This is a genomic window from Nocardia blacklockiae, from assembly GCF_015477355.1.
GTDB lineage: Bacteria > Actinomycetota > Actinomycetes > Mycobacteriales > Mycobacteriaceae > Nocardia > Nocardia blacklockiae.
Genome location: NZ_JADLRJ010000017.1, coordinates 59,927 through 76,899 on the forward strand (window position 1 = coordinate 59,927; position 16,973 = coordinate 76,899).

General features: G+C 68.9%; 20 protein-coding genes. 11 read left to right on the forward strand and 9 right to left on the reverse strand.

Annotated elements, in window-relative coordinates:
- Positions 1–15 precede the first annotated feature (15 nt).
- The 5 genes from IU476_RS32355 to IU476_RS32375 form a co-directional block, all read right to left on the reverse strand.
- Positions 16–837, reverse strand: coding sequence for an alpha/beta fold hydrolase (locus IU476_RS32355; RefSeq protein ID WP_195106115.1), 822 nt, complete (start codon positions 835–837; stop codon positions 16–18).
- Between the two features lie 47 nt (positions 838–884).
- Positions 885–1,580, reverse strand: a complete 696-nt coding sequence (locus IU476_RS32360; RefSeq protein WP_195106116.1) for a DUF1707 SHOCT-like domain-containing protein — start codon at positions 1,578–1,580, stop codon at positions 885–887.
- Between the two features lie 63 nt (positions 1,581–1,643).
- A complete protein-coding gene (locus tag IU476_RS32365) occupies positions 1,644–2,276 on the reverse strand; it encodes a response regulator (RefSeq protein WP_195106190.1) in 633 nt (210 codons plus the stop codon).
- Positions 2,277–2,328: 52 nt separating this feature from the next.
- Complete coding sequence (gene macS, locus IU476_RS32370; protein ID WP_195106117.1) at positions 2,329–3,492, reverse strand: MacS family sensor histidine kinase; 1,164 nt, start codon at positions 3,490–3,492, stop codon at positions 2,329–2,331.
- Positions 3,493–3,582: 90 nt separating this feature from the next.
- Positions 3,583–4,758 carry an AI-2E family transporter gene (locus tag IU476_RS32375; protein ID WP_195106191.1) on the reverse strand — a complete coding sequence of 392 codons (1,176 nt, stop codon included), beginning with the start codon at positions 4,756–4,758 and terminating at the stop codon, positions 3,583–3,585.
- 268 nt (positions 4,759–5,026) lie between these two features.
- Between IU476_RS32375 and IU476_RS32380 the strand changes: the two genes are divergently transcribed.
- The 3 genes from IU476_RS32380 (at position 5,027) to IU476_RS32390 (ending at position 8,251) form a co-directional block, all read left to right on the forward strand.
- On the forward strand, positions 5,027–6,562 hold the full coding sequence (locus IU476_RS32380; protein ID WP_195106192.1) for an adenylate/guanylate cyclase domain-containing protein: 1,536 nt from the start codon (positions 5,027–5,029) through the stop codon (positions 6,560–6,562).
- 80 nt (positions 6,563–6,642) lie between these two features.
- Positions 6,643–7,818 (forward strand): lysylphosphatidylglycerol synthase transmembrane domain-containing protein, encoded by a 1,176-nt coding sequence (locus tag IU476_RS32385; protein WP_195106118.1) that lies wholly within the window; start codon positions 6,643–6,645, stop codon positions 7,816–7,818.
- 49 nt (positions 7,819–7,867) lie between these two features.
- Positions 7,868–8,251: a DUF3054 domain-containing protein gene (locus IU476_RS32390; protein ID WP_195106119.1), complete on the forward strand. Its 384-nt coding sequence runs from the start codon at positions 7,868–7,870 to the stop codon at positions 8,249–8,251.
- 10 nt (positions 8,252–8,261) lie between these two features.
- Here IU476_RS32390 and IU476_RS32395 read toward each other — a convergent pair whose 3' ends face one another.
- Positions 8,262–9,848 carry an NTF2-like N-terminal transpeptidase domain-containing protein gene (locus tag IU476_RS32395; RefSeq protein ID WP_228824662.1) on the reverse strand — a complete coding sequence of 529 codons (1,587 nt, stop codon included), beginning with the start codon at positions 9,846–9,848 and terminating at the stop codon, positions 8,262–8,264.
- Between the two features lie 370 nt (positions 9,849–10,218).
- On the opposite strand from IU476_RS32395, the gene abmR reads away from it, so the two are divergent.
- The 5 genes from abmR to IU476_RS32420 all read left to right on the forward strand — a co-directional run bounded on the left by abmR (position 10,219) and on the right by IU476_RS32420 (position 13,568).
- Positions 10,219–10,818, forward strand: a complete 600-nt coding sequence (abmR, locus tag IU476_RS32400; RefSeq protein WP_195106121.1) for an ATP-binding transcription factor AbmR — start codon at positions 10,219–10,221, stop codon at positions 10,816–10,818.
- A 19-nt stretch (positions 10,819–10,837) separates the two neighbouring features.
- A complete protein-coding gene (gene aroQ, locus IU476_RS32405; RefSeq protein ID WP_195106122.1) occupies positions 10,838–11,269 on the forward strand; it encodes a type II 3-dehydroquinate dehydratase in 432 nt (143 codons plus the stop codon).
- A 289-nt stretch (positions 11,270–11,558) separates the two neighbouring features.
- Positions 11,559–12,488, forward strand: coding sequence for an ABC transporter ATP-binding protein (locus tag IU476_RS32410; protein ID WP_195106123.1), 930 nt, complete (start codon positions 11,559–11,561; stop codon positions 12,486–12,488).
- Complete coding sequence (locus IU476_RS32415; RefSeq protein WP_195106124.1) at positions 12,485–13,336, forward strand: ABC transporter permease; 852 nt, start codon at positions 12,485–12,487, stop codon at positions 13,334–13,336. The genes IU476_RS32410 and IU476_RS32415 overlap by 4 nt, the downstream gene beginning before the upstream one ends.
- Entirely contained in the window at positions 13,326–13,568 is a 243-nt protein-coding gene (locus tag IU476_RS32420; RefSeq protein ID WP_324194497.1) for a helix-turn-helix transcriptional regulator, read from the forward strand. The genes IU476_RS32415 and IU476_RS32420 overlap by 11 nt, the downstream gene beginning before the upstream one ends.
- A 9-nt stretch (positions 13,569–13,577) precedes the next feature.
- On the opposite strand, the gene IU476_RS32425 is transcribed toward IU476_RS32420, so the two are convergent.
- Together IU476_RS32425 and IU476_RS32430 are read right to left on the reverse strand one after the other, a co-directional pair.
- On the reverse strand, positions 13,578–13,787 hold the full coding sequence (locus tag IU476_RS32425; protein WP_195106125.1) for a DUF397 domain-containing protein: 210 nt from the start codon (positions 13,785–13,787) through the stop codon (positions 13,578–13,580).
- Positions 13,784–14,674 carry a helix-turn-helix domain-containing protein gene (locus IU476_RS32430; RefSeq protein WP_228824663.1) on the reverse strand — a complete coding sequence of 297 codons (891 nt, stop codon included), beginning with the start codon at positions 14,672–14,674 and terminating at the stop codon, positions 13,784–13,786. Before IU476_RS32430 ends, IU476_RS32425 begins: the two co-directional genes overlap by 4 nt.
- Before the next feature lie 465 nt (positions 14,675–15,139).
- Here IU476_RS32430 and IU476_RS32435 point away from each other — a divergent pair, with 465 nt between their 5' ends.
- Together IU476_RS32435 and IU476_RS32440 are read left to right on the forward strand one after the other, a co-directional pair.
- Entirely contained in the window at positions 15,140–15,394 is a 255-nt protein-coding gene (locus IU476_RS32435) for a hypothetical protein (protein WP_195106126.1), read from the forward strand.
- A complete protein-coding gene (locus tag IU476_RS32440; RefSeq protein WP_195106127.1) occupies positions 15,391–15,588 on the forward strand; it encodes a hypothetical protein in 198 nt (65 codons plus the stop codon). The genes IU476_RS32435 and IU476_RS32440 overlap by 4 nt, the downstream gene beginning before the upstream one ends.
- 16 nt (positions 15,589–15,604) lie before the next feature.
- Here IU476_RS32440 and IU476_RS32445 read toward each other — a convergent pair whose 3' ends face one another.
- Positions 15,605–16,480, reverse strand: a complete 876-nt coding sequence (locus IU476_RS32445) for an NAD(P)-dependent oxidoreductase (RefSeq protein WP_324194508.1) — start codon at positions 16,478–16,480, stop codon at positions 15,605–15,607.
- A gap of 172 nt (positions 16,481–16,652) precedes the next feature.
- On the opposite strand from IU476_RS32445, the gene IU476_RS32450 reads away from it, so the two are divergent.
- Positions 16,653–16,967: a winged helix-turn-helix transcriptional regulator gene (locus IU476_RS32450; RefSeq protein WP_195106195.1), complete on the forward strand. Its 315-nt coding sequence runs from the start codon at positions 16,653–16,655 to the stop codon at positions 16,965–16,967.
- The last annotated feature ends 6 nt before the right edge of the window (positions 16,968–16,973 follow it).

Consider the following 16,973-nt stretch of genomic DNA (forward strand, 5'->3'; position numbering starts at 1 on the left):
CGTGGCGAAGTGCCGCTACGCCCGTGCCACGGTGGCCGTTCGCCGCCGGGCCACGGCGGCGCGGATCTCGGTGGCGACCAGGGCGGGTGCTTCGAGCATGGGCACGTGACCGACGCCGGGGAGGGTGCGGGTGCGCAGGCCCGGGGAACTCACCGAGGTGCGGTGGAGGCGGGGCGGCAGGACGCGGTCGTGCTCGCAGTACAGGATCGTGACGGGCACGGTGATGTCGTCGAAGCGCGTGAAACCTGTTGCGAGAGCGGGGTCTTCGACCAGGTCCTCGACGATGCCGCAGTGCGCGGGCGCGGCGGCGACCACGGCGGCGAGGCGGTGCGGGACCGCGACGGGCCGGTAGGCCAGCAGCGGGACCACCAGGCTCCGGGCCATGCTCCGGGGCACGCCCGCCCCGACCCCGATCACGGGCGCGAAGGCCCGGTACTTGCCGACCAACCGGGACACGGTCTGCGCGCCCGCCTGCCACATGCCGCCCGGGGCGATGGCGGTCACCGAACGCGCCCGGCCGCGCGCGGCCAGTTCCAACGCGAGCCAGCCGCCGAGCGAGTTTCCGACCAGATGCGCTGTTCGCCAACCGGTTTGGTCCATGGCGCGTTCGACGTAGTCGGCGAGGGCGGCGACGGTGGCGGGTCCGCGGACCGGTGGGCCGCCGTGGTGCCCGGGCAGGGTCGGCGCGAAAACCGCGTGGTCGGCGGACAAGTCGTCGAGGACCGCGCCCCACGACTGCCAGGTGAGCAGCAATCCGTGCAACAGCAGCAGCGGTTCGCCTTGTCCCGCACGGTAATACGGGTCGGGTTCGGTGGTGCCCGCCACGCCGTCGACCATGGCAAGAGGTTACCCGCAGGAGGCCGCGCGGGCAGGACGAGCGGGCGTCAGAACCCGGACACCAGGCGCCGCCACTGCGCACCGAAGGGCTGCTTGGCGGTGACGGACCCGAACCGCAGCCGACCGGTGACGACCAAGTGCAGCGCGCCGATGGGCGGACCGGTGCGCACCTTGTTGTTCGCGCTCGAGCCGATCAGGTCCAGGCCGTTGAGATCGACCGTGGCCTCTCCCGGCACGATCAGCGTCAGCGAGCTACAGAAATCGTCGACCCGCAGCTCCACGACCTGGGTGGACATGATCGCCTGGGTGAAATCGAGCGTCACGCCGGAGAGCTGGCTGTTCAGGTAGAGGACCGGGGGCACCTGCCACCGGCCTTTGCGCGTGACGCCGGACAGGCGGGCGCGGATGGTGTTGCCGGACGACGTGGCGACCGGGCGGGCGGGCCCGTACGTCGGCGCCTTGGCCCGCAGCGGAGCGGCCGGATCCGGCTGACCCGCCATCCGAATGCCGGGCAGGTCGATCAGCACGGCGTTCAGCTCGCCGCGGGTCTTGGCGGCCAGCGCGGTGTCCATCCGCTCGGTGAACTCGCCGAGCGAGAGCATGCCGAGCCCCACGGCCCGCTGGAGCAACGTCCCGACATGTTCGCGTTCGGCATCCGACACCCGCAGATCGCGGTCGCCGATCGCGCCGCCCGCCTCCGGCACCGACCGTGCCCCAGGAGCCGAAACCGTCTCACCACCCATACGTTCGAGGGTACCGACGCCGCCGTTCCCGCACATCAGGGCAATCCCTGATTCCAGGGAGTACTACTCCAGCCCTTGCTCGATGGCGTAGCGAGTGAGCTCTACTCGGTTGGCGAGTTGGAGTTTGCGCAAGGTGGCCTGCACGTGGTTTTCGACGGTGCGGTGGCTGAGGCTCAGGCGGGTGGCGATCTGTTTGGCGGACAGGCCCTTGGCCACCAGGCGGAGGACCTCGGTTTCGCGGTCGGTCAGGGCCGGGCGGTGGGGTTGGTCGCGGTCGGCGGGAGTGGCGGCGATGCGGCGGTATTCGCCGAGGACCAAGCCCGCGAGGCCGGGGGTGAAGACGGCCTGGCCGGCGGCGGTGGCGCGGACGGCGGCGACGAGTTCGGCCGCCGAGGCGCTCTTGACCAGGTAGCCGGTGGCGCCCGCCTTGATCGCGTCCAGCACGTCCGCGCGTTCGGCCGAGGCCGAGAGCACCAGCACCCGGCTGTGCGGTGACACCCGCAGGATCTCGGTGGTGGCCTGGGCCCCGCTGCCGTCGGGCAGCTGCATGTCCATGAGCACCACCGCGGGCCGCACGGCCGTGGCGCGGCGGGTGGCCGAGCCGACACCGTCGGCCGTGGCCACCACCTCGAACCCGGCCTCCGCCAAATCGCGCGAGACACCGTCGCGCCACATGGGGTGGTCGTCCACCACCATCACCGAAATGTGCTCGGAAACCTGTTCGCTCACAGTCGATTCCTTCCGCGGTTCACTGCCCGGCGGGGCGCGGGACGCGGAATTCCCATTCCGTGCCGTCGTCGGCGGTCAGTAGTTCGGCCTCGCCACCCAGCGCCTCGATCCGGCCGATGATCGAGCGGGCGACGCCGAGGCGGCCTTCGGCGGCGGCGTCGGCGAGCCGGCCGGGCGGGATGCCCGATCCGTCGTCGCGCACGCTGACGACCAGCCTGTCGCCCATATCCTCCAGCAGCACATAGGCTTTGGCGTCGGCTCCGGCGTGCTGCGCGGTGTTGGACAGCGCCGCGGCCACGGCGGCGGCGATCTCCCGCGCCGTCCACTCCCCGATCCGCACCGGATGGCCGGGCGTGGAGACGAACACGGCCGGGGCGGATTGCGCGGTGAGCAACGGACGCAGATCGACCTGGGCTCCGACGGTTTCGGCCCGTCCGCCCTGCTCGGAGATCAGAACCCGCAGCGCCACTTCCTGTTCCCCGGCCCGCTCCGCCAATTCCGCTGTGCTGCCGCCGATCTCACTGCCGCGCCGCTTGATGTAGCTGAGCACCTGCAACACACCGTCGTGCACCTCGCGCGCCAGCCGCTCGCGCTCCTCGGCCGCGGCGGTGAGCCGCGCGGCGGCCTGCAACTGGCGCTGCGCGCGGGCGGCGGTGTTGGCGGCCAAGCCGATCGCCAACCCCACCGACACCAACACCGGCGCGGTGGCGTCGTTCCACAGGTCCAGTTCCCACTGCGCGCGGACGGCGATACTGACCGCCGAGATCACCACCCCCGACAGCACACCGCCGACCGGCCCCCACAGAATCGCCGCCGACATCACGGCATTGGCGGCCCACAGCGTGGTCGGCAGCGTCTGATGCCCGTGGTACCAGTCGTAGTCGGCGACCAGCCGGGTCGACGCCATCAGCGCGATCACCACCGCGTGGTCGCCGAGCACCACCCCGATCCGCCGCCGCGCGGAATCGGCCCACTGCGACAACAGGATCGCCGACACCACCGACCAGACGACGAGCACCCCGATCAGCACCCAGCTGAGCCCCGGCTCCCGATAGGAATCCACCGACGCGACCTGCTGCCCCACCGCGTACAACACGGTGACCAGTCGAAACGCCTGCGCAGCCCGCCACAGCGGCGCAGTCGCGACGGTCTCGTCCCCCCGCCCGGGCCCGGCCGCCGTCATCAACTCTTCCTGCCTCCGACGCCATGTGCTGCCGGAACAGCTTGCGGGCGCACCGTTGTCGGGCGTCGCGCCGACCCTGCCCCGCGCGACTCAGCTGTCGCCGGCATCACCCGTTCTCCTCTGCTCCCCCGCCCCCGGGTCGGGCAATTCGTACCGCCCCCGGGTCGGTTCGTCCGGATCGGCGTGGAACATGGGTTCCCCTTCCGCACCGGTATTGAGTTCCTGGTACAGCTCCTCCGGACTGTCGGCGAGCAGCGAGCGGATGGCCGTGTTGAGCACCGCGACGAACGGCACCGCCAGCAGACCGCCCGCGATACCGGCCAGCACCACGCCGGCGGTGATCGCCAGCACCACCGCGAGCGGGTGGATCCGCACCGCCCGCCCGAGCAGCAGTGGTTGCAGCACATGGCTTTCCAGCTGCATCACCGCGATCGTGATGCCGAGCACGATGAGCGCGGTGACCAGCCCCTTGGTCATCAGCGCGAGGAACACCGCCACCGACCCGGCCAGCACCGACCCGATGATCGGAATGAACGCGCCGATGAACACCAGCGACGCCAGCGGCAGCGCCAGGGGCACGTTGAGAATCGCCAGCCCGGCCCCGATGCCGATGGCGTCGACCGCGGCCACCACCACGGTCGCGCGCACGAACCCGATCAGCGTCCCGAACCCGAGCCGCCCGGCATTTCGCACCCGATCGCGTTGAAAGGTCGGAACGATCCGGGTGACGAAATGCCAGATCTGATCGCCGCTGTAGAGGAAGAAGATGGTGATGAACAGCGTCAGGAAGATCCCCGTCAGGAATTCCCCGATGGCGGCGGCGGTGGTCAGCGCGCCGCTGGTCAGCGAATCCTGATTGGATTCCAGGGTTTTGATGATGGTGTTGCCCGCGTTGCGGATCTGGTCGTCGCTCAGATGCAGCGGACCGTTGATCAGCCAGTCCTGAATGGTGTGGATGCTGGTCTTGAATTCGTCGGTCAGCTGCGGCAGGCCGTTCACGAACTGCTCGATGACGAAGGTGAAGATCCCCGCCAGCAACCCGAGCGACCCGATCAGCGCCACGAACACCGCGATCGACCGCGGCAAGCCCATCCGCTGCATCCAGTCCACCAGCGGCGACAGCAGCGCGGCCAGCAGCAACGCGATGGCCAGCGGAATGACGACGGTGGTCAGCCGGTGCGCCAGATAGGCGACCGCCAGCAGCGCCACCAGGATGATCAGCAACCGCCAGCACCATTCGGCCGCGTCCCGGACCAGCGGGTGCACCGCCTCGGCCGCCCGCCGGGCCGGTCGTTCCCGCACCGCTGTCCGCCCGCCGCGCGCCGTCGGCTCCGGGGCCTCCCCGCCGGTGCCGTCCTCGTCGTCGCGACCGTTCCCCACGTCACTCACGCCGCGAGCCTAACCGGACACCGCCCGGTCCGGGCGGGTGTGCACGCCGGAGGGTACGTCGCGCCGGGTCCGCCGCCGGTCCGCACCGGCGCGAAACGCTAGATTGGTCCTCGTGTCGGCGCCCTTGGAAGCGGTCAAACAGACCATGCGAACGCGCTGGCCGCTGTACCTCGCATCGATGCTGGCGGCCAACGCCTTCGGTGCGATTCTGGTGTACGCGTTCATCCAGTACGGCCTGCCCTCGCCGGAGGGCGCGCCCGCGGGTGTGCGCCGCACCGGCCTGCTGATTCCCGTGACGGTATTCGTGGTCGGCGGCGCGCTGAGCGTCACGGCGTCGGCGCTGATGTTGCGCCCGGTGATGCGCTGGCAACTGCGCGGCGGCCCGCCCAGCCGCCAGGAACAGATGGCCGCCCTGCACGCGCCGCTGCGGCAGGCCATCGTGCATCTGCTGCTGTGGCTGGTCGGCGGCGGCGTGCTGGCCGCGACCATCATCGTCGACACGCCCGAACTGGCGGGTGCGGTGATCGTCACCGAATGCATGGCCGCCACCATCGTGTTCGGCTTCACCTACATGCTCGGCGAGCGCATCCTGCGACCGGTCGCGGCGCACGCGCTGTCCACGGGCACCTTCGACCACACCCTCACCCCCGGCGTCGGCACCCGCATGGCGATGACGTGGGGCATGGGCACTTTCGCGCCGACCATCGCGATCGTGCTGCTCTGCGTCACCCAGATCACCTCGCAGGTGCAGTTCTCCGCGCAGTCGCTGGCGGTGTCGATCCTGCTGCTGTGCGGTGTGGTGATCATGCAGGCACTGGCACTGTCGATGCTCACCGGCTCCAGCATCTCCGACCCGGTCCGCCAGCTCTCCCGCGCCATCGACCGCGTTCAGGAGGGCGCGCGCGATGTGCAGGTGGAGGTGTTCGACGGCAGCGAGATCGGCCTGTTGCAGGTCGGATTCAACCGGATGATGGAGGAGGCCGCGCAGCGCCGCGAACTCCAGGAACTGTTCGGCCAGCACGTCGGCGAGGAGGTGGCCCGGCGCGCCCTCGAGTACGGCACCGAACTGGGCGGCGAGACCCGTTTCGTCGCGGTGCTGTTCGTGGACATGGTCGGTTCCACCGCGACGGCCGCCGAGCACCCGCCCACCGAGGTGGTGAGCCTGCTCAACGAATTCTTCCGCGTCGTCGTCGACGTGGTGGACCGGCACAACGGCTTGATCAACAAATTCGTCGGCGACGCGGCGCTGGTCATTTTCGGCGCGCCGCTGGACCGTCCCGACGCGCCGACCGCCGCGCTGGCCGCCGCCCGTGAACTGCGCGAGGCCCTGCGCGAGGTGCCGGGGCTGGATATCGGGATCGGCGTGTCCGCGGGGCTCGCGGTGGCCGGAAATATCGGCGCGGCAAATCGATTCGAATACACGGTGATCGGCGACCCCGTCAACGAGGCTTCCCGCCTGACCGAACTGGCCAAGGAACATCCCGGGCGGGTGCTCGGTTCGGGCAGCGCGCTGTATTTCGCCGACGCGCACGAGCAGCAATTCTGGGTGTCCGGCGAGGAGGTGCAGTTGCGCGGCCGCCGCCGGAAAACCCGTCTGGCCTGGCCGAAGACCGCGGCCGAGGCGCCTGCCGGGAGCGCGGAGGCGGAGGCCGAGCGGCGCCCGGACACGATTCTGGACTGATCGGTCTGTGTGACCTGGCGATACGCGCCGGGAAAGCAGGGGGCTGCGTCGCAAAAGGACCGTTCGTTAGGCTGGCGGGCGTGAGGGCCCATGGTGAACTAGCCGGCGACTCCGAGTCGCCCGCCGAGCCGGGCCGCCGGGGGCGGTTCTGGTGGCTGAAATGGGTTCTCGGAGCGGCACTGTCGGCGCTGCTGGTCGCCGAGGGCATTTATCTCTGGCCGCGTTTGCACGATTCCTGGCGAAATCTCACCGAAATCCACTGGGGCTGGGTCGCGGCCTGCGTCGTGATGCAGGCGGCGTCGATGAGCGGATTCGGCCGGATCCAGAAACAGCTGCTGCGGGCGGGCGGCGTGTCGGTGAGTCAGCGCAAATCCGTCGCGGTCGTCTACGGCGCCACCGCGATGTCGGTGACGCTGCCCGCCGGTCAAGTGTTCTCGACAGCGTTCACCTATCGGCAGACCCGGCGCTGGGGCGCGAGCCCGATCGTGGCGTCCTGGCAACTGGTGATGTCGGGTGTGGTCGCGGCGGCGGGCATGGTGCTGCTCGGCGTGGGCGGGGCCGTGCTGGTGGGCGATCAGGTCGGACCGTGGAAGCTGGTGCTGCCGGTGGCCGCGGTGATCGCGCTGATCTGGGGCGGCAACTACGTCTCGAACAATCCGGGCACGCTGGAGTCGCTGGTGCGCCGGGTGTTGCACCTGGTCAACCGGATTCGGCACCATCCGGCGGACAGCGGCATGGACAAGGTGCACGAGATTCTGCACCAGCTGGAGTCGGTGGAGCTGGGGCGGCGCGACGGCGCGCTGGTCGGGGTGTGGGCGCTGGTGCACCGGCTCGGCGACGTGGCGTGTCTGGGTGCGGCCTGCTACGCGGTCGGGGCCGACCCGCGGCTGGCCGGGTTGATGATCGCGTTCAGCGTCGGCAAGGCGGTCGGCACCATCCCGTTCGCGCCCGGCGGCATCGTCTACGTGGACGCCACCCTGGTCTACAGCCTCACCGCCGCCGCCGGACTGCCCGCCGCCCAAGCGGTCGCCGCCGCCTTCGTCTACCGCATGGTCAGCTTCATCCTGGTGGCGATCATCGGCTGGATCGTCTTCGCCTTCCTCTTCCGCAAGCCCCAGGCCGAGGACGCGGAATTCGAGAAGGAATTCGAGCGCCGCTCCGCGATCCTCGCCGAACAGCGCCTCCTCAACGAGAAGCGCCCTCGCGAGGACAAGCAGCCCGACCGCCCCGACCACAGCGAGCCCAGCGCGGGGTGAGCGGACCGTCCGCACTGGTCGGCCGAACAGCACAGCTACCCTGTGCGACGTGAGGAAACTGGTCCCGTACCTGGTCGACGCCCTGCTCGTCATCGTGTTCTGCGCGATCGGCCGCCGCAGCCACGACGAGGCCGTCCTGGCCGGACTGGCCCGCACGGTATGGCCCTTCGGCGTCGGCCTGATCCTCGGCTGGCTCCTGGCAGCGGCACTCACCGCCCGCACCGAATTCACCACGGCCCTACGCCGATTCGACCCGCGCCCACTCTGGCCGACCGGCGTGGTGGTGTGGCTGTCGACGCTGATCATCGGCATGCTGCTCCGCGTACTCAGCGGCCAGGGCACCGCCACAAGCTTCATCATCGTGGCCGCAACAGTCCTGGCAGTCTTCCTGCTCGGCTGGCGCGCGATCTATCGAATCCTGCCCGCGCGCTGAACCCCCGCCCCTACTTGTCGTCCGGGGCGGCTAGGGACTGGAGCATGCGGGCGGCCATGCGGGAGGTGGCGTCGCCGCTGTCCACGTCGGCGATGTGGATGGCGAAGGCCAGGTCGCCCATGTTGGCGAGGAGCCAGCCGCTGGTGCCGGCGGTGGCGGCGTAGGCGGTGACGCCCGCGTAGCGGCGGAGGGCGGCGAGTTCGGGGCCGCCGGCGGCGTCGTCGGTGAGCATGCGGCGCAGCTGCTGGAGGACGTCGTCGGGGAGGGGGGACAGTTCGGCCTCGGTGGTGGACGGGCGGCCGATCTCGATCATCGGCGGCGCGACCGAACCGCGCGCGATGGTCGACGCGGCGATGGCCATCCCGAACGGGCTGGCCAGGATCGGATCCGCACCGCCCTGCCGCACCTGCTCGACACCGCGCCCGCCGATCGGCAGCCGCCCCGTGGTCTGGTCCAGCCCCGGCACCTTGAAGCCGATGCCGACCCCGAGCCGGGCCGCCGCCTCGGCCGCGTCCTGCACCGAGACATCCTGCGGCGCTTTCTTTTTCATGACCGCCGCGGCCTGCTTGAACAACTCGATCAGGCCGCCCGCGGGATAGGCCCCGGTGAACGCGACGGGACCCTGCTCGCTGGCGTAGGTGTTCTGCGCGGCCGCCACCACGGCCCCCGTGGACGGCTGCACGGCCACGATCGAGGCCGCCGTCCCGGCGCTGACCACCGCGTCCTCGGCGGCGCGCTGCAACCGCTGGTCCAGCGTGGCGGCGATGTCCGGTCCGGGCGGCCCCTGCTGCCCGGCGAGTTGCGTGACCGGCCGCCCGTCGGCCTCGAACAGCTTGACGCCCCAGCCCGCGTGATTGTCCCGATTCTCCTGCCACACTTTGCGCAGCGCGTCGGTCAGCGGCGAGAAGATCCGGCGGTCGGTGACGATCAGGCGCGGCTGCTTCTCCATCACCACGCCGGGGATGGGCGCCATGCGCGGTTCCAGAATGGCGAAATCGTCCTCGCGCAACTGCACGGCGACGATCGGTTTGCCCTGCGCCGCACCGAGTTGCTGCATCAGCGACGGACCGGTGATGAGCGGCGCGACCGGCGCGATGGCATCGGCTAGCGCATTGGTCGAGCCCACCGGGTCGCCGGTTTTGGTCGGGTCCAACTTCACCACGTTGATCACCTGTTCGGTCATCAGCGTGTTGCCCGCGTTGTCGTTGACCTTCGGCGGCGCCGCGTCGGTGCGGACCAGCTGCACACTGCGCGTGCCGTCCAGCTGCGGAACCACCACATTCGGCTCCCACGAGATGCGCCAGCCGATAGCGAGCTTGCGAATGGAGCCTTGCAGATCGTAGGTCCAGTCCTTACCCGGCCCGAAGTTCCAATCCGCTTTCAGGTTGAACATGGCGGAATCGCCGTCCAGACCGATGAATTGGGCCAGCTGATAATCGGGTTTGCCAGGATTGAGCCCGTCGAAGACCTTCTGCAACGTGGCCTCGGCGCCGTTGGGGTACGAGGTGAGTGCGGCCGCGCCGCGGGCGTCCTTGTCGTCCAGCAATTGAGTGAATTTCTCGACGACGGCTTGGGGGCTGTTCGGCTTCTCGTCCAAACCGCATGATCCCAGCGCGGCCACCAGGGCGACCGCGCCCGCTAGTGCCGCTGCGCCGCGAAGCCGAAAGCGGCGGGATCCCCACACATCCATATCGCCCACTCTTCACTCTTGCCACTCCAGTAACAAGACCAACCGTACCCGAACAAAACAGTCCTGGCGCCCGGTTGGCGCCGTCCGCATTCTCCATGCTCAGCGACCAGAATAGTGCCCGAACGTCGACATCTTGCGCACCGGTGGCGCATTTGTGAGCCGTGTTCACCGCACGGCCATCGCACAGCCGTTCTCCGACAGCGGAATTCATCGGCCGCCGTTCGGCGTAATTTTGTAATCACTGTTACAACGAACGCAGCGTAAGCGAGGTAAGACCATGAGACACGGACCGCGCGGCCGGGGCTTCGGACGCCCCGGCGGCTGGCAGCAGGCCGATCTCCCCGACGCCGCCGAGGCGCCCGACTGGTTCGCCGGAAGGTTGCCGAGCGAGTGGTTCGCCGGCCCGCCGACGATCGAGATAGATCGCGACGAGATCGTGGTGATCGGCGAGTTGCCGCTGCCGAAGCCCGAATCCGACGAGACCGAGCAGGCGGGCGACGAGGCCCCCGCCGACGTGCCGCGAGCAACCCGCGAGGGTCTCGTCGCCCGCTTCCGGGAGGCCACCCGCCCGGCCCGCATGCAGATCGCGCAGGAGGCGCAGGCCCGCTACGGCCGCAGCGTCGCCTGGGGCGTGTCGGTGGAGGGCGAGCGAATCCTGTTCACCCACTTGGCCGTGCCGGTGATGACGCGTTTGCGCCAACCGGAGCGCAAGGTGCTGGACACGCTGGTCGATGCCGGGGTGGCCCGCTCCCGCGCCGACGCCCTCGCCTGGACGGTGAAGCTGGCGGGCAAGCACGCGGAGGAATGGCTCGAGGAATTGCGCTCGGCCATGCGCAAGGTCGACGACCTGCGTGCCGAAGGACCGCGCGGTCTGTGATCGCGGCTAGGGTGTCCGCATGGCACCGATTCTCGTGCTCAACGGCCCGAACCTGAACATGCTGGGCACCCGCCAGCCCGAGGTCTACGGCCCGGACACCCTGGCGGACGTCGTCGCGCTGTGCCGCCGGACGGCCGACCGGTTCGGGCGCGAGATCGTGGATTTCCAATCCAATTCCGAAGGCGCGCTGATCGATCGGATCCACGCGGCCCGCGGCGCGGAGTCGGGCATCGTGATCAACCCCGGCGGCCTCACCCACACCTCGGTCGCGCTGCGGGACGCGCTGGTGATCCCGGAGCTGCCGATCGTGGAGGTGCACATCTCGAACGTGCACGCCCGCGAGGATTTCCGCCACCACTCCTACATCTCCCCGATCGCCACCGCGGTCGTCGCGGGCATGGGCATCCAGGGCTACGCCGCCGCCATCGAATTCCTCTGCACCCGAACGTAATTCCACACCCCCCCCGCCATCCCAGCACACACCCCTTCGTCATCCCCGGCACACACCCCTTCGTCATCCCGGCATGCTTTTGGCCGGGATCCACTGCCGCCCGGTGGATTCCGGTCAAAAACACGCCGGAATGACGGAGAGACAACGCACCCACACGCCGGAATGACGGAGGGACAACGCACCCACACGCCGGAATGACGGGGAAACGACGCACGCCGAAATCCCCTTGTCCGCCCGACGATGTAGTAGATATGCTACATCTCATCCTGAGTATGCTACGGAGGGCGGGATGACGGTAGGCGAGGACGTCGTGCTCGACGTGCGGCGTCTGCGGATGCGGTACGGCACCCGAGATGTGTTGCACGACGTGAGTTTTCAGGCCCGCGCGGGCGAGGTGCTGGTGCTGCTCGGGCCCAACGGGGCGGGCAAGACCACCACCATCGAGATCCTCGAGGGCTTCCGGATGCGTTCGGCGGGTGAGGTTTCCGTGCTGGGCGTCGATCCCGCACACGGCGACGAGACGTGGCGGGCCCGGCTGGGCGTGGTGTTGCAGTCCTGGCGCGACCACGGCCGCTGGCGGGTGCGCGAGCTGCTGGCCCAGATCGGCGCGTACTACGCGCCGTATTCGACGGCCGCCATCACCCGCCCGTGGGATGTCGACGAGCTGATCGCGGCGGTCGGCCTCACCGAGCAGGCGCAGTCGAAGATCAGCAGCCTCTCCGGCGGTCAGCGCCGCCGCCTGGACGTGGCGATCGGCATCGTGGGCCGCCCCGAACTGCTGTTCCTCGACGAGCCCACCGCCGGCTTCGACCCGGTGGCGCGCCGCGAGTTCCACGACCTCATGCACCGCCTGGCCGACGACGAGCAGACCACGATCATGCTCACCACCCACGACCTCGACGAGGCCGAGAAGCTGGCCGACCGGATCCTGATCCTGGCGGGCGGCCGCATCATCGCCGACGGCTCGGCCGATGAGCTGTCCCGCCGCATCGAGGGCGAGGCGGAGGTCAAGTGGACCCGCGCCGGCCAGCGCTTCGTCCACACCACCACGGAGTCGACCAAGTTCGTCTACGAACTGTTCCAGCAGTACGGCTCGGCGATCGACGAACTCGAGGTCCACCGCGCCTCCCTGGAGGACACCTACATGACCCTGGTGCAGCGCTTCGAATCCGGACAGCTCGAGGCCGAGGTGCACACCCTCGAGGAGGTGACCCGATGACCCCCATGGCGGCCGCGGCCCGCGCCGGAGTGACGCGCGGCCTGATCGAACTGCGCCAGACCCACACCAACGGCCAGGACCTGTTCATGCAGTACTTCTGGCCGGTGATCATGCTGGTGGCGCTGTTCTTCATGCGCAACGGGCATTTCGAGACGACCGGCATCGGCCTGGGCTCGCTGGCGCTGCCGAGCATCCTGGGCCTACTGGTCGCCTCGACCGGACTGCTGGGCATCTCGCAGTTGCTGACGATGGACCGCGAGGACGGAACCCTCCTGCGCGCCAAGGTAACTCCGAACGGCATGACCGGCTACCTGATCGGCAAGATCATCACCATCTCCGGCACGGTATTGATGCAGGTGACGGTGATGCTGGTGGCGGGTGCGCTCGTCGTCGGCGGCCTGAGCCTCGACAGCGTCGGCGCCTGGTTCACCCTGATCTGGGTGTTCGTGCTGGGCATGCTCGCGACGCTGCCGATCGGGGCGGTCATCGGCTCGGTGTTCGAGAGCCCGCGCAGCATCGGATTCGCCTCGTTCCCGATCATGGGGCTGGTCGCGGTCTCGGGCATCTTCTATCCCATCACCTCGATGCCCGGCTGGGTGCAGGGCCTGGCGCAGGTGTTCCCGATCTATTGGCTGGGCCTGGGCATGCGCTCGGCGCTGCTGCCGGACGAGGCGGCGGTCGTGGAACTCGAGCACTCGTGGCGGCACTGGGAGACGTTCGGCGTGTTCGGCGCATGGGCGGTGCTGGGCCTGGCGATCGCGCCGGTAGTGTTGCGGCGCATGGCCCGTCGGGAATCCGGTTCGAGCGTGGCGACCCGCCGCGAGAAGGCGATGCAGCGTGCCTACTGAGGTCCTGTACAACCGCATCGCGATGCTGCGCGCCGAGCGCGGCATCTCGCGGCGGCAGCTGGCCGAGGCGCTGGGCGTGCACTACCAGACGATCGGCTACCTCGAACGCGGCGAGTACAGCCCGAGCCTGCATCTGGCACTGCGGATTTCGGAGTTCTTCGGGGTGGCGGTGGAGGTGGTCTTCTCCACCGCTCCCTTCCCGCGCCTGGGCTCGGATTCCGCGTCCGCGTGAGAGTTGTTGCTACAGCGGGCGATCGAACCCGCCGTGCCGCACACCTGCCGTGAAGGCATCCCACTCGCCCGGGGCGAACACCAGTGCCGGGCCGGACGGGTTCTTGCTGTCACGGACACCCACCAGGCCGTCGTCGAGGAAGGCGACCTCGACACAATCCTTGGCTGCCGAGCTGCGGCTGCTCTTGAACCACCTGGCGTCGGTTAGGTCTACGTTCACGCGACGAACTCCTTTGCGATGTCCAGGATGAGCGTGCGGCTCTTCGCCTCATCCAGCGCCAGACGTTCGATGTCGGCGCATACCCCACGATACTGCCGAACCTCGTCGGGCTGTTCCAGATAAAGATCACCGAGAAAACCTTGGACATAGACCACGGGCGGCATCGTCAGCTCGATTTTCGGCTGCAATGGGAAGTCGAGAATCACGAACATCCCGACGGCGAGTGCACGATAGATTCCGGCCGACCACGGGATCACCCGAATCGAGACGTTGCGCAGCTTCCCGATCTCCGCCAGGTGGTGCAGCTGCGCTCGCATCACCGATGCACTACCTACGGGCCGTCGAAGCACCGTCTCGTCGATGAAGGCGTTCATTGTCAGGGGCCTGTCCTTGCGGGTGAGCCGATTCTGGCGCTTCGCACCGATTTCGAGAATTCGTTCGAGCTCGTCGGTCGGCTTGTGCGGAAACTCCACCCAACTCAGAGCACGACGGTATTCGGTGGTTTGGAGAAGTCCGGGCAACAGCGAAGTCTGGAACGACGTAATGCGATCCGCCGCATCCTCCAGGCTCAAGAACAACCCGAACTCCTTCGGAATCGCATCGTCGGCGAATGCCTGCCACCATCCCTTCGCCTTCGTCTCCTTCACCAGTTCGACGATGACCTGCGCCTCCTTCGCGTTCGCCTCGTACAGATCGCACAGGTGCTTCATGAGGACCGGGTTCAGGCGCGTGCTCTGGCCGGTCTCGATCTTCCACAGGGTGGAGCGGGCGACGCCGATCGCGTCGGCCGCGGCCTCGCGGGTGATGCCGGCCTCCTTGCGCAGGGCCTCCAGGGTGAGGCCGAGCATGCGGCGGGCGATGTTCGAATCAATCGTGGTCGATGCCATCGACGGGACCTCCGGGCGGTTCGTTTGAGAAATCGCGTTGCTACTCGAACAGGAATTCACCGGCTACTGAAACGACGCCGAATTTTCCTCGAACACGCGCGCTTCGGCATTGCGCCGGAATAGGCGCGCGGTGTGTTCTGAATGCACGCCCGGCGGGCGGGTCGGCCCCTCGGTCGCCGGACGTACCGAATCGCGAGTACCACAAACACTTCGGAGGTGCAGAGTGCCCGGAACACCCGGTACCGGACAGAATCCGTTCCCCCCAGACGAGATGGCAGCCAGCGTACACCCGAATAGCGCTGCGCCACAGCAATTCTGCGCGGAAATCGAAAGAGCGCGGGCCGTGGAATCATCCACGAGTGCGGAGCCGCCGCTGCACACGCTGCGCCAGATTCTGGACGCGTTGTCGGAGCTGGCGGAGCCCGGTCCGCCCGGCGGCCGACACTGACCGCCGCGCGAATCACCGTGTGCGAGCGGCGCACCGAGGCCGGGGAATGGCTGGCCGTCTGGCGGCTCGACCACTGGCGCATCCGGGTGCTGCTCGTCTGCGGCCGGACCGACCTCTCCCGCCCGCTGCTGACCTACACCCCCGCGAGCGCGCCGGACCTGGCCGACGCCCGCGAACGATTCCCCGGCCTGGCGGTGCTGTGGAACGCCATACGACACGAATACTGGGCGGAAGTGGTTACGCCCCAGGAACACTCACAGGGGACAATTTGAACGGCACCCCCATCGTGCCCGATTTCGCCGCCGACCGGCTCCGACTCCTCGCCGCACGGGCGACCCGGGCCGGATACCGGTTGGCGCACACCCCGGAATATCCACACGAATGGCAATTACTCGACGCCGAGGACGGCGCACCGCTCCATTCGGCCACCACGCTCGAGGGGATCGCGCGGTGGTTGGACGAATAGACGAGAGCGGGCCGCGCTACCGTCCGCCCAGCAATTCGAAGATGGACACGGGGCGGCCCGCTTCCTCGGTCGCGGCGATCGCCTTGCGCCACAACGATTGTGCGGTGTGGGAGACGGTGGCGTCCACGCCCACCTCCTCGCTGGCGTCGATGATGTGCTGGGCGCCGGCGTCCATCATCTTGAAGGCGGCGAGGTCGCCCCAGCCGCCGGACTTCGCGGCGGCGGCGTACTCGGCCATGAAGAACGGGAAGGCCTCGCTGGAGCGCTGGGCGTACGGGAGGAACTGGTCGATGTCGTGGCCGGATCGCCGGATCACCGCCAGGGCCTGGTCGAAGGCGAGCATCCAGGGATGGAAGATCACCAGGAGGGCCTGGTAGAAGACCTGGGCGACACCGTCGTCCGCGCCCAGGTACTCCTGAGGGCTGAGCGGGCGCAGCAGTTCGGCGTGAGCGTCGAAGACCTCTCGGGGGCCGCTGAAGAAGATGTACGACGCGGGGTGGGTGATGTTGTCGCCCGCCGACATGAAGCCGCCGGACAGGAACTCCGCGCCGTGCTCGCGCACCCACTGCCCGCCCTGGCGCGCCTTCTCGGGCGAGTCGGAGGACAGGTTGACGATCACCTTGCCCGCGAGGTGCGCGGTCGCGGGGCCGAGCACGTCGTACATGGCGGCGTAGTGGGTGAGGCTGAGGACGATCACCTGGTTCGCGGCCAGGGCCTCGGCGACGGTGGCGGCGCGGTGCGCGCCCAGTTCGGCCATGGCCGCGGCCTTCTCGGGGCTGCGGTTCCACACGGTCACCTCGACACCGGCGGCCAGGAACTGCCGCACCATCGCCTGCCCCATGGGGCCGAGGCCGATGACGGTGACGGAACGGGACTGCTGAGACATCGGGATTTCCTTCGCTGAGTCGTCGCGGACGGGGTTCGGCGCCGGTCCCGATGGTCGTCGACGCAGGTAGGCTCGGGAAGACCGCACGTGGAGGGCGGGTTGCTTACCTCGAGGTTCGAGAACTGTTCAGGAGGTCCGCGTGGAAACCAGCCGTGACGTAGCTCACGACGTGTGCGGGATGTCGATCGCGATCGACGTCGTCGGCGGCAAATGGAAACTGCACCTGATGTGGGTGCTCGCCGAGGGGCCACAGCGATTCGGCCAGATCCGGCGGAAGCTGGACGGCGTGAGCGAGAAGGTCCTCGCCGAAAACCTCCGCCACCTCGAGGCCGCGGGCGTCGTCCACCGCGAGGTCTACCCGGAGATCCCGCCACGCGTCGAATACTCCCTCACCCCGCGCGGGGAGGAATTGAGCCAGGCCCTCAGCCCATTGGAGGCGTGGGGAGACAAGCATCGCGACCACGTGCTGGGCTGCGAACTGAATCCGGTGTGATGCCTC

Coding starts and splice junctions, on each gene's coding strand:
- IU476_RS32355 (WP_195106115.1), bottom strand. CDS start 837: ATGGTCGACGGCGTGGCGGGCACCACCGAACCCGACCCGTATTACCGT.
- IU476_RS32360 (WP_195106116.1), bottom strand. CDS start 1,580: ATGGGTGGTGAGACGGTTTCGGCTCCTGGGGCACGGTCGGTGCCGGAG.
- IU476_RS32365 (WP_195106190.1), bottom strand. CDS start 2,276: ATGGTGGTGGACGACCACCCCATGTGGCGCGACGGTGTCTCGCGCGAT.
- macS (WP_195106117.1), bottom strand. CDS start 3,492: ATGACGGCGGCCGGGCCCGGGCGGGGGGACGAGACCGTCGCGACTGCG.
- IU476_RS32380 (WP_195106192.1), top strand. CDS start 5,027: ATGCGAACGCGCTGGCCGCTGTACCTCGCATCGATGCTGGCGGCCAAC.
- abmR (WP_195106121.1), top strand. CDS start 10,219: ATGAGACACGGACCGCGCGGCCGGGGCTTCGGACGCCCCGGCGGCTGG.
- aroQ (WP_195106122.1), top strand. CDS start 10,838: ATGGCACCGATTCTCGTGCTCAACGGCCCGAACCTGAACATGCTGGGC.
- IU476_RS32410 (WP_195106123.1), top strand. CDS start 11,559: ATGACGGTAGGCGAGGACGTCGTGCTCGACGTGCGGCGTCTGCGGATG.
- IU476_RS32415 (WP_195106124.1), top strand. CDS start 12,485: ATGACCCCCATGGCGGCCGCGGCCCGCGCCGGAGTGACGCGCGGCCTG.
- IU476_RS32430 (WP_228824663.1), bottom strand. CDS start 14,674: ATGGCATCGACCACGATTGATTCGAACATCGCCCGCCGCATGCTCGGC.
- IU476_RS32450 (WP_195106195.1), top strand. CDS start 16,653: ATGTCGATCGCGATCGACGTCGTCGGCGGCAAATGGAAACTGCACCTG.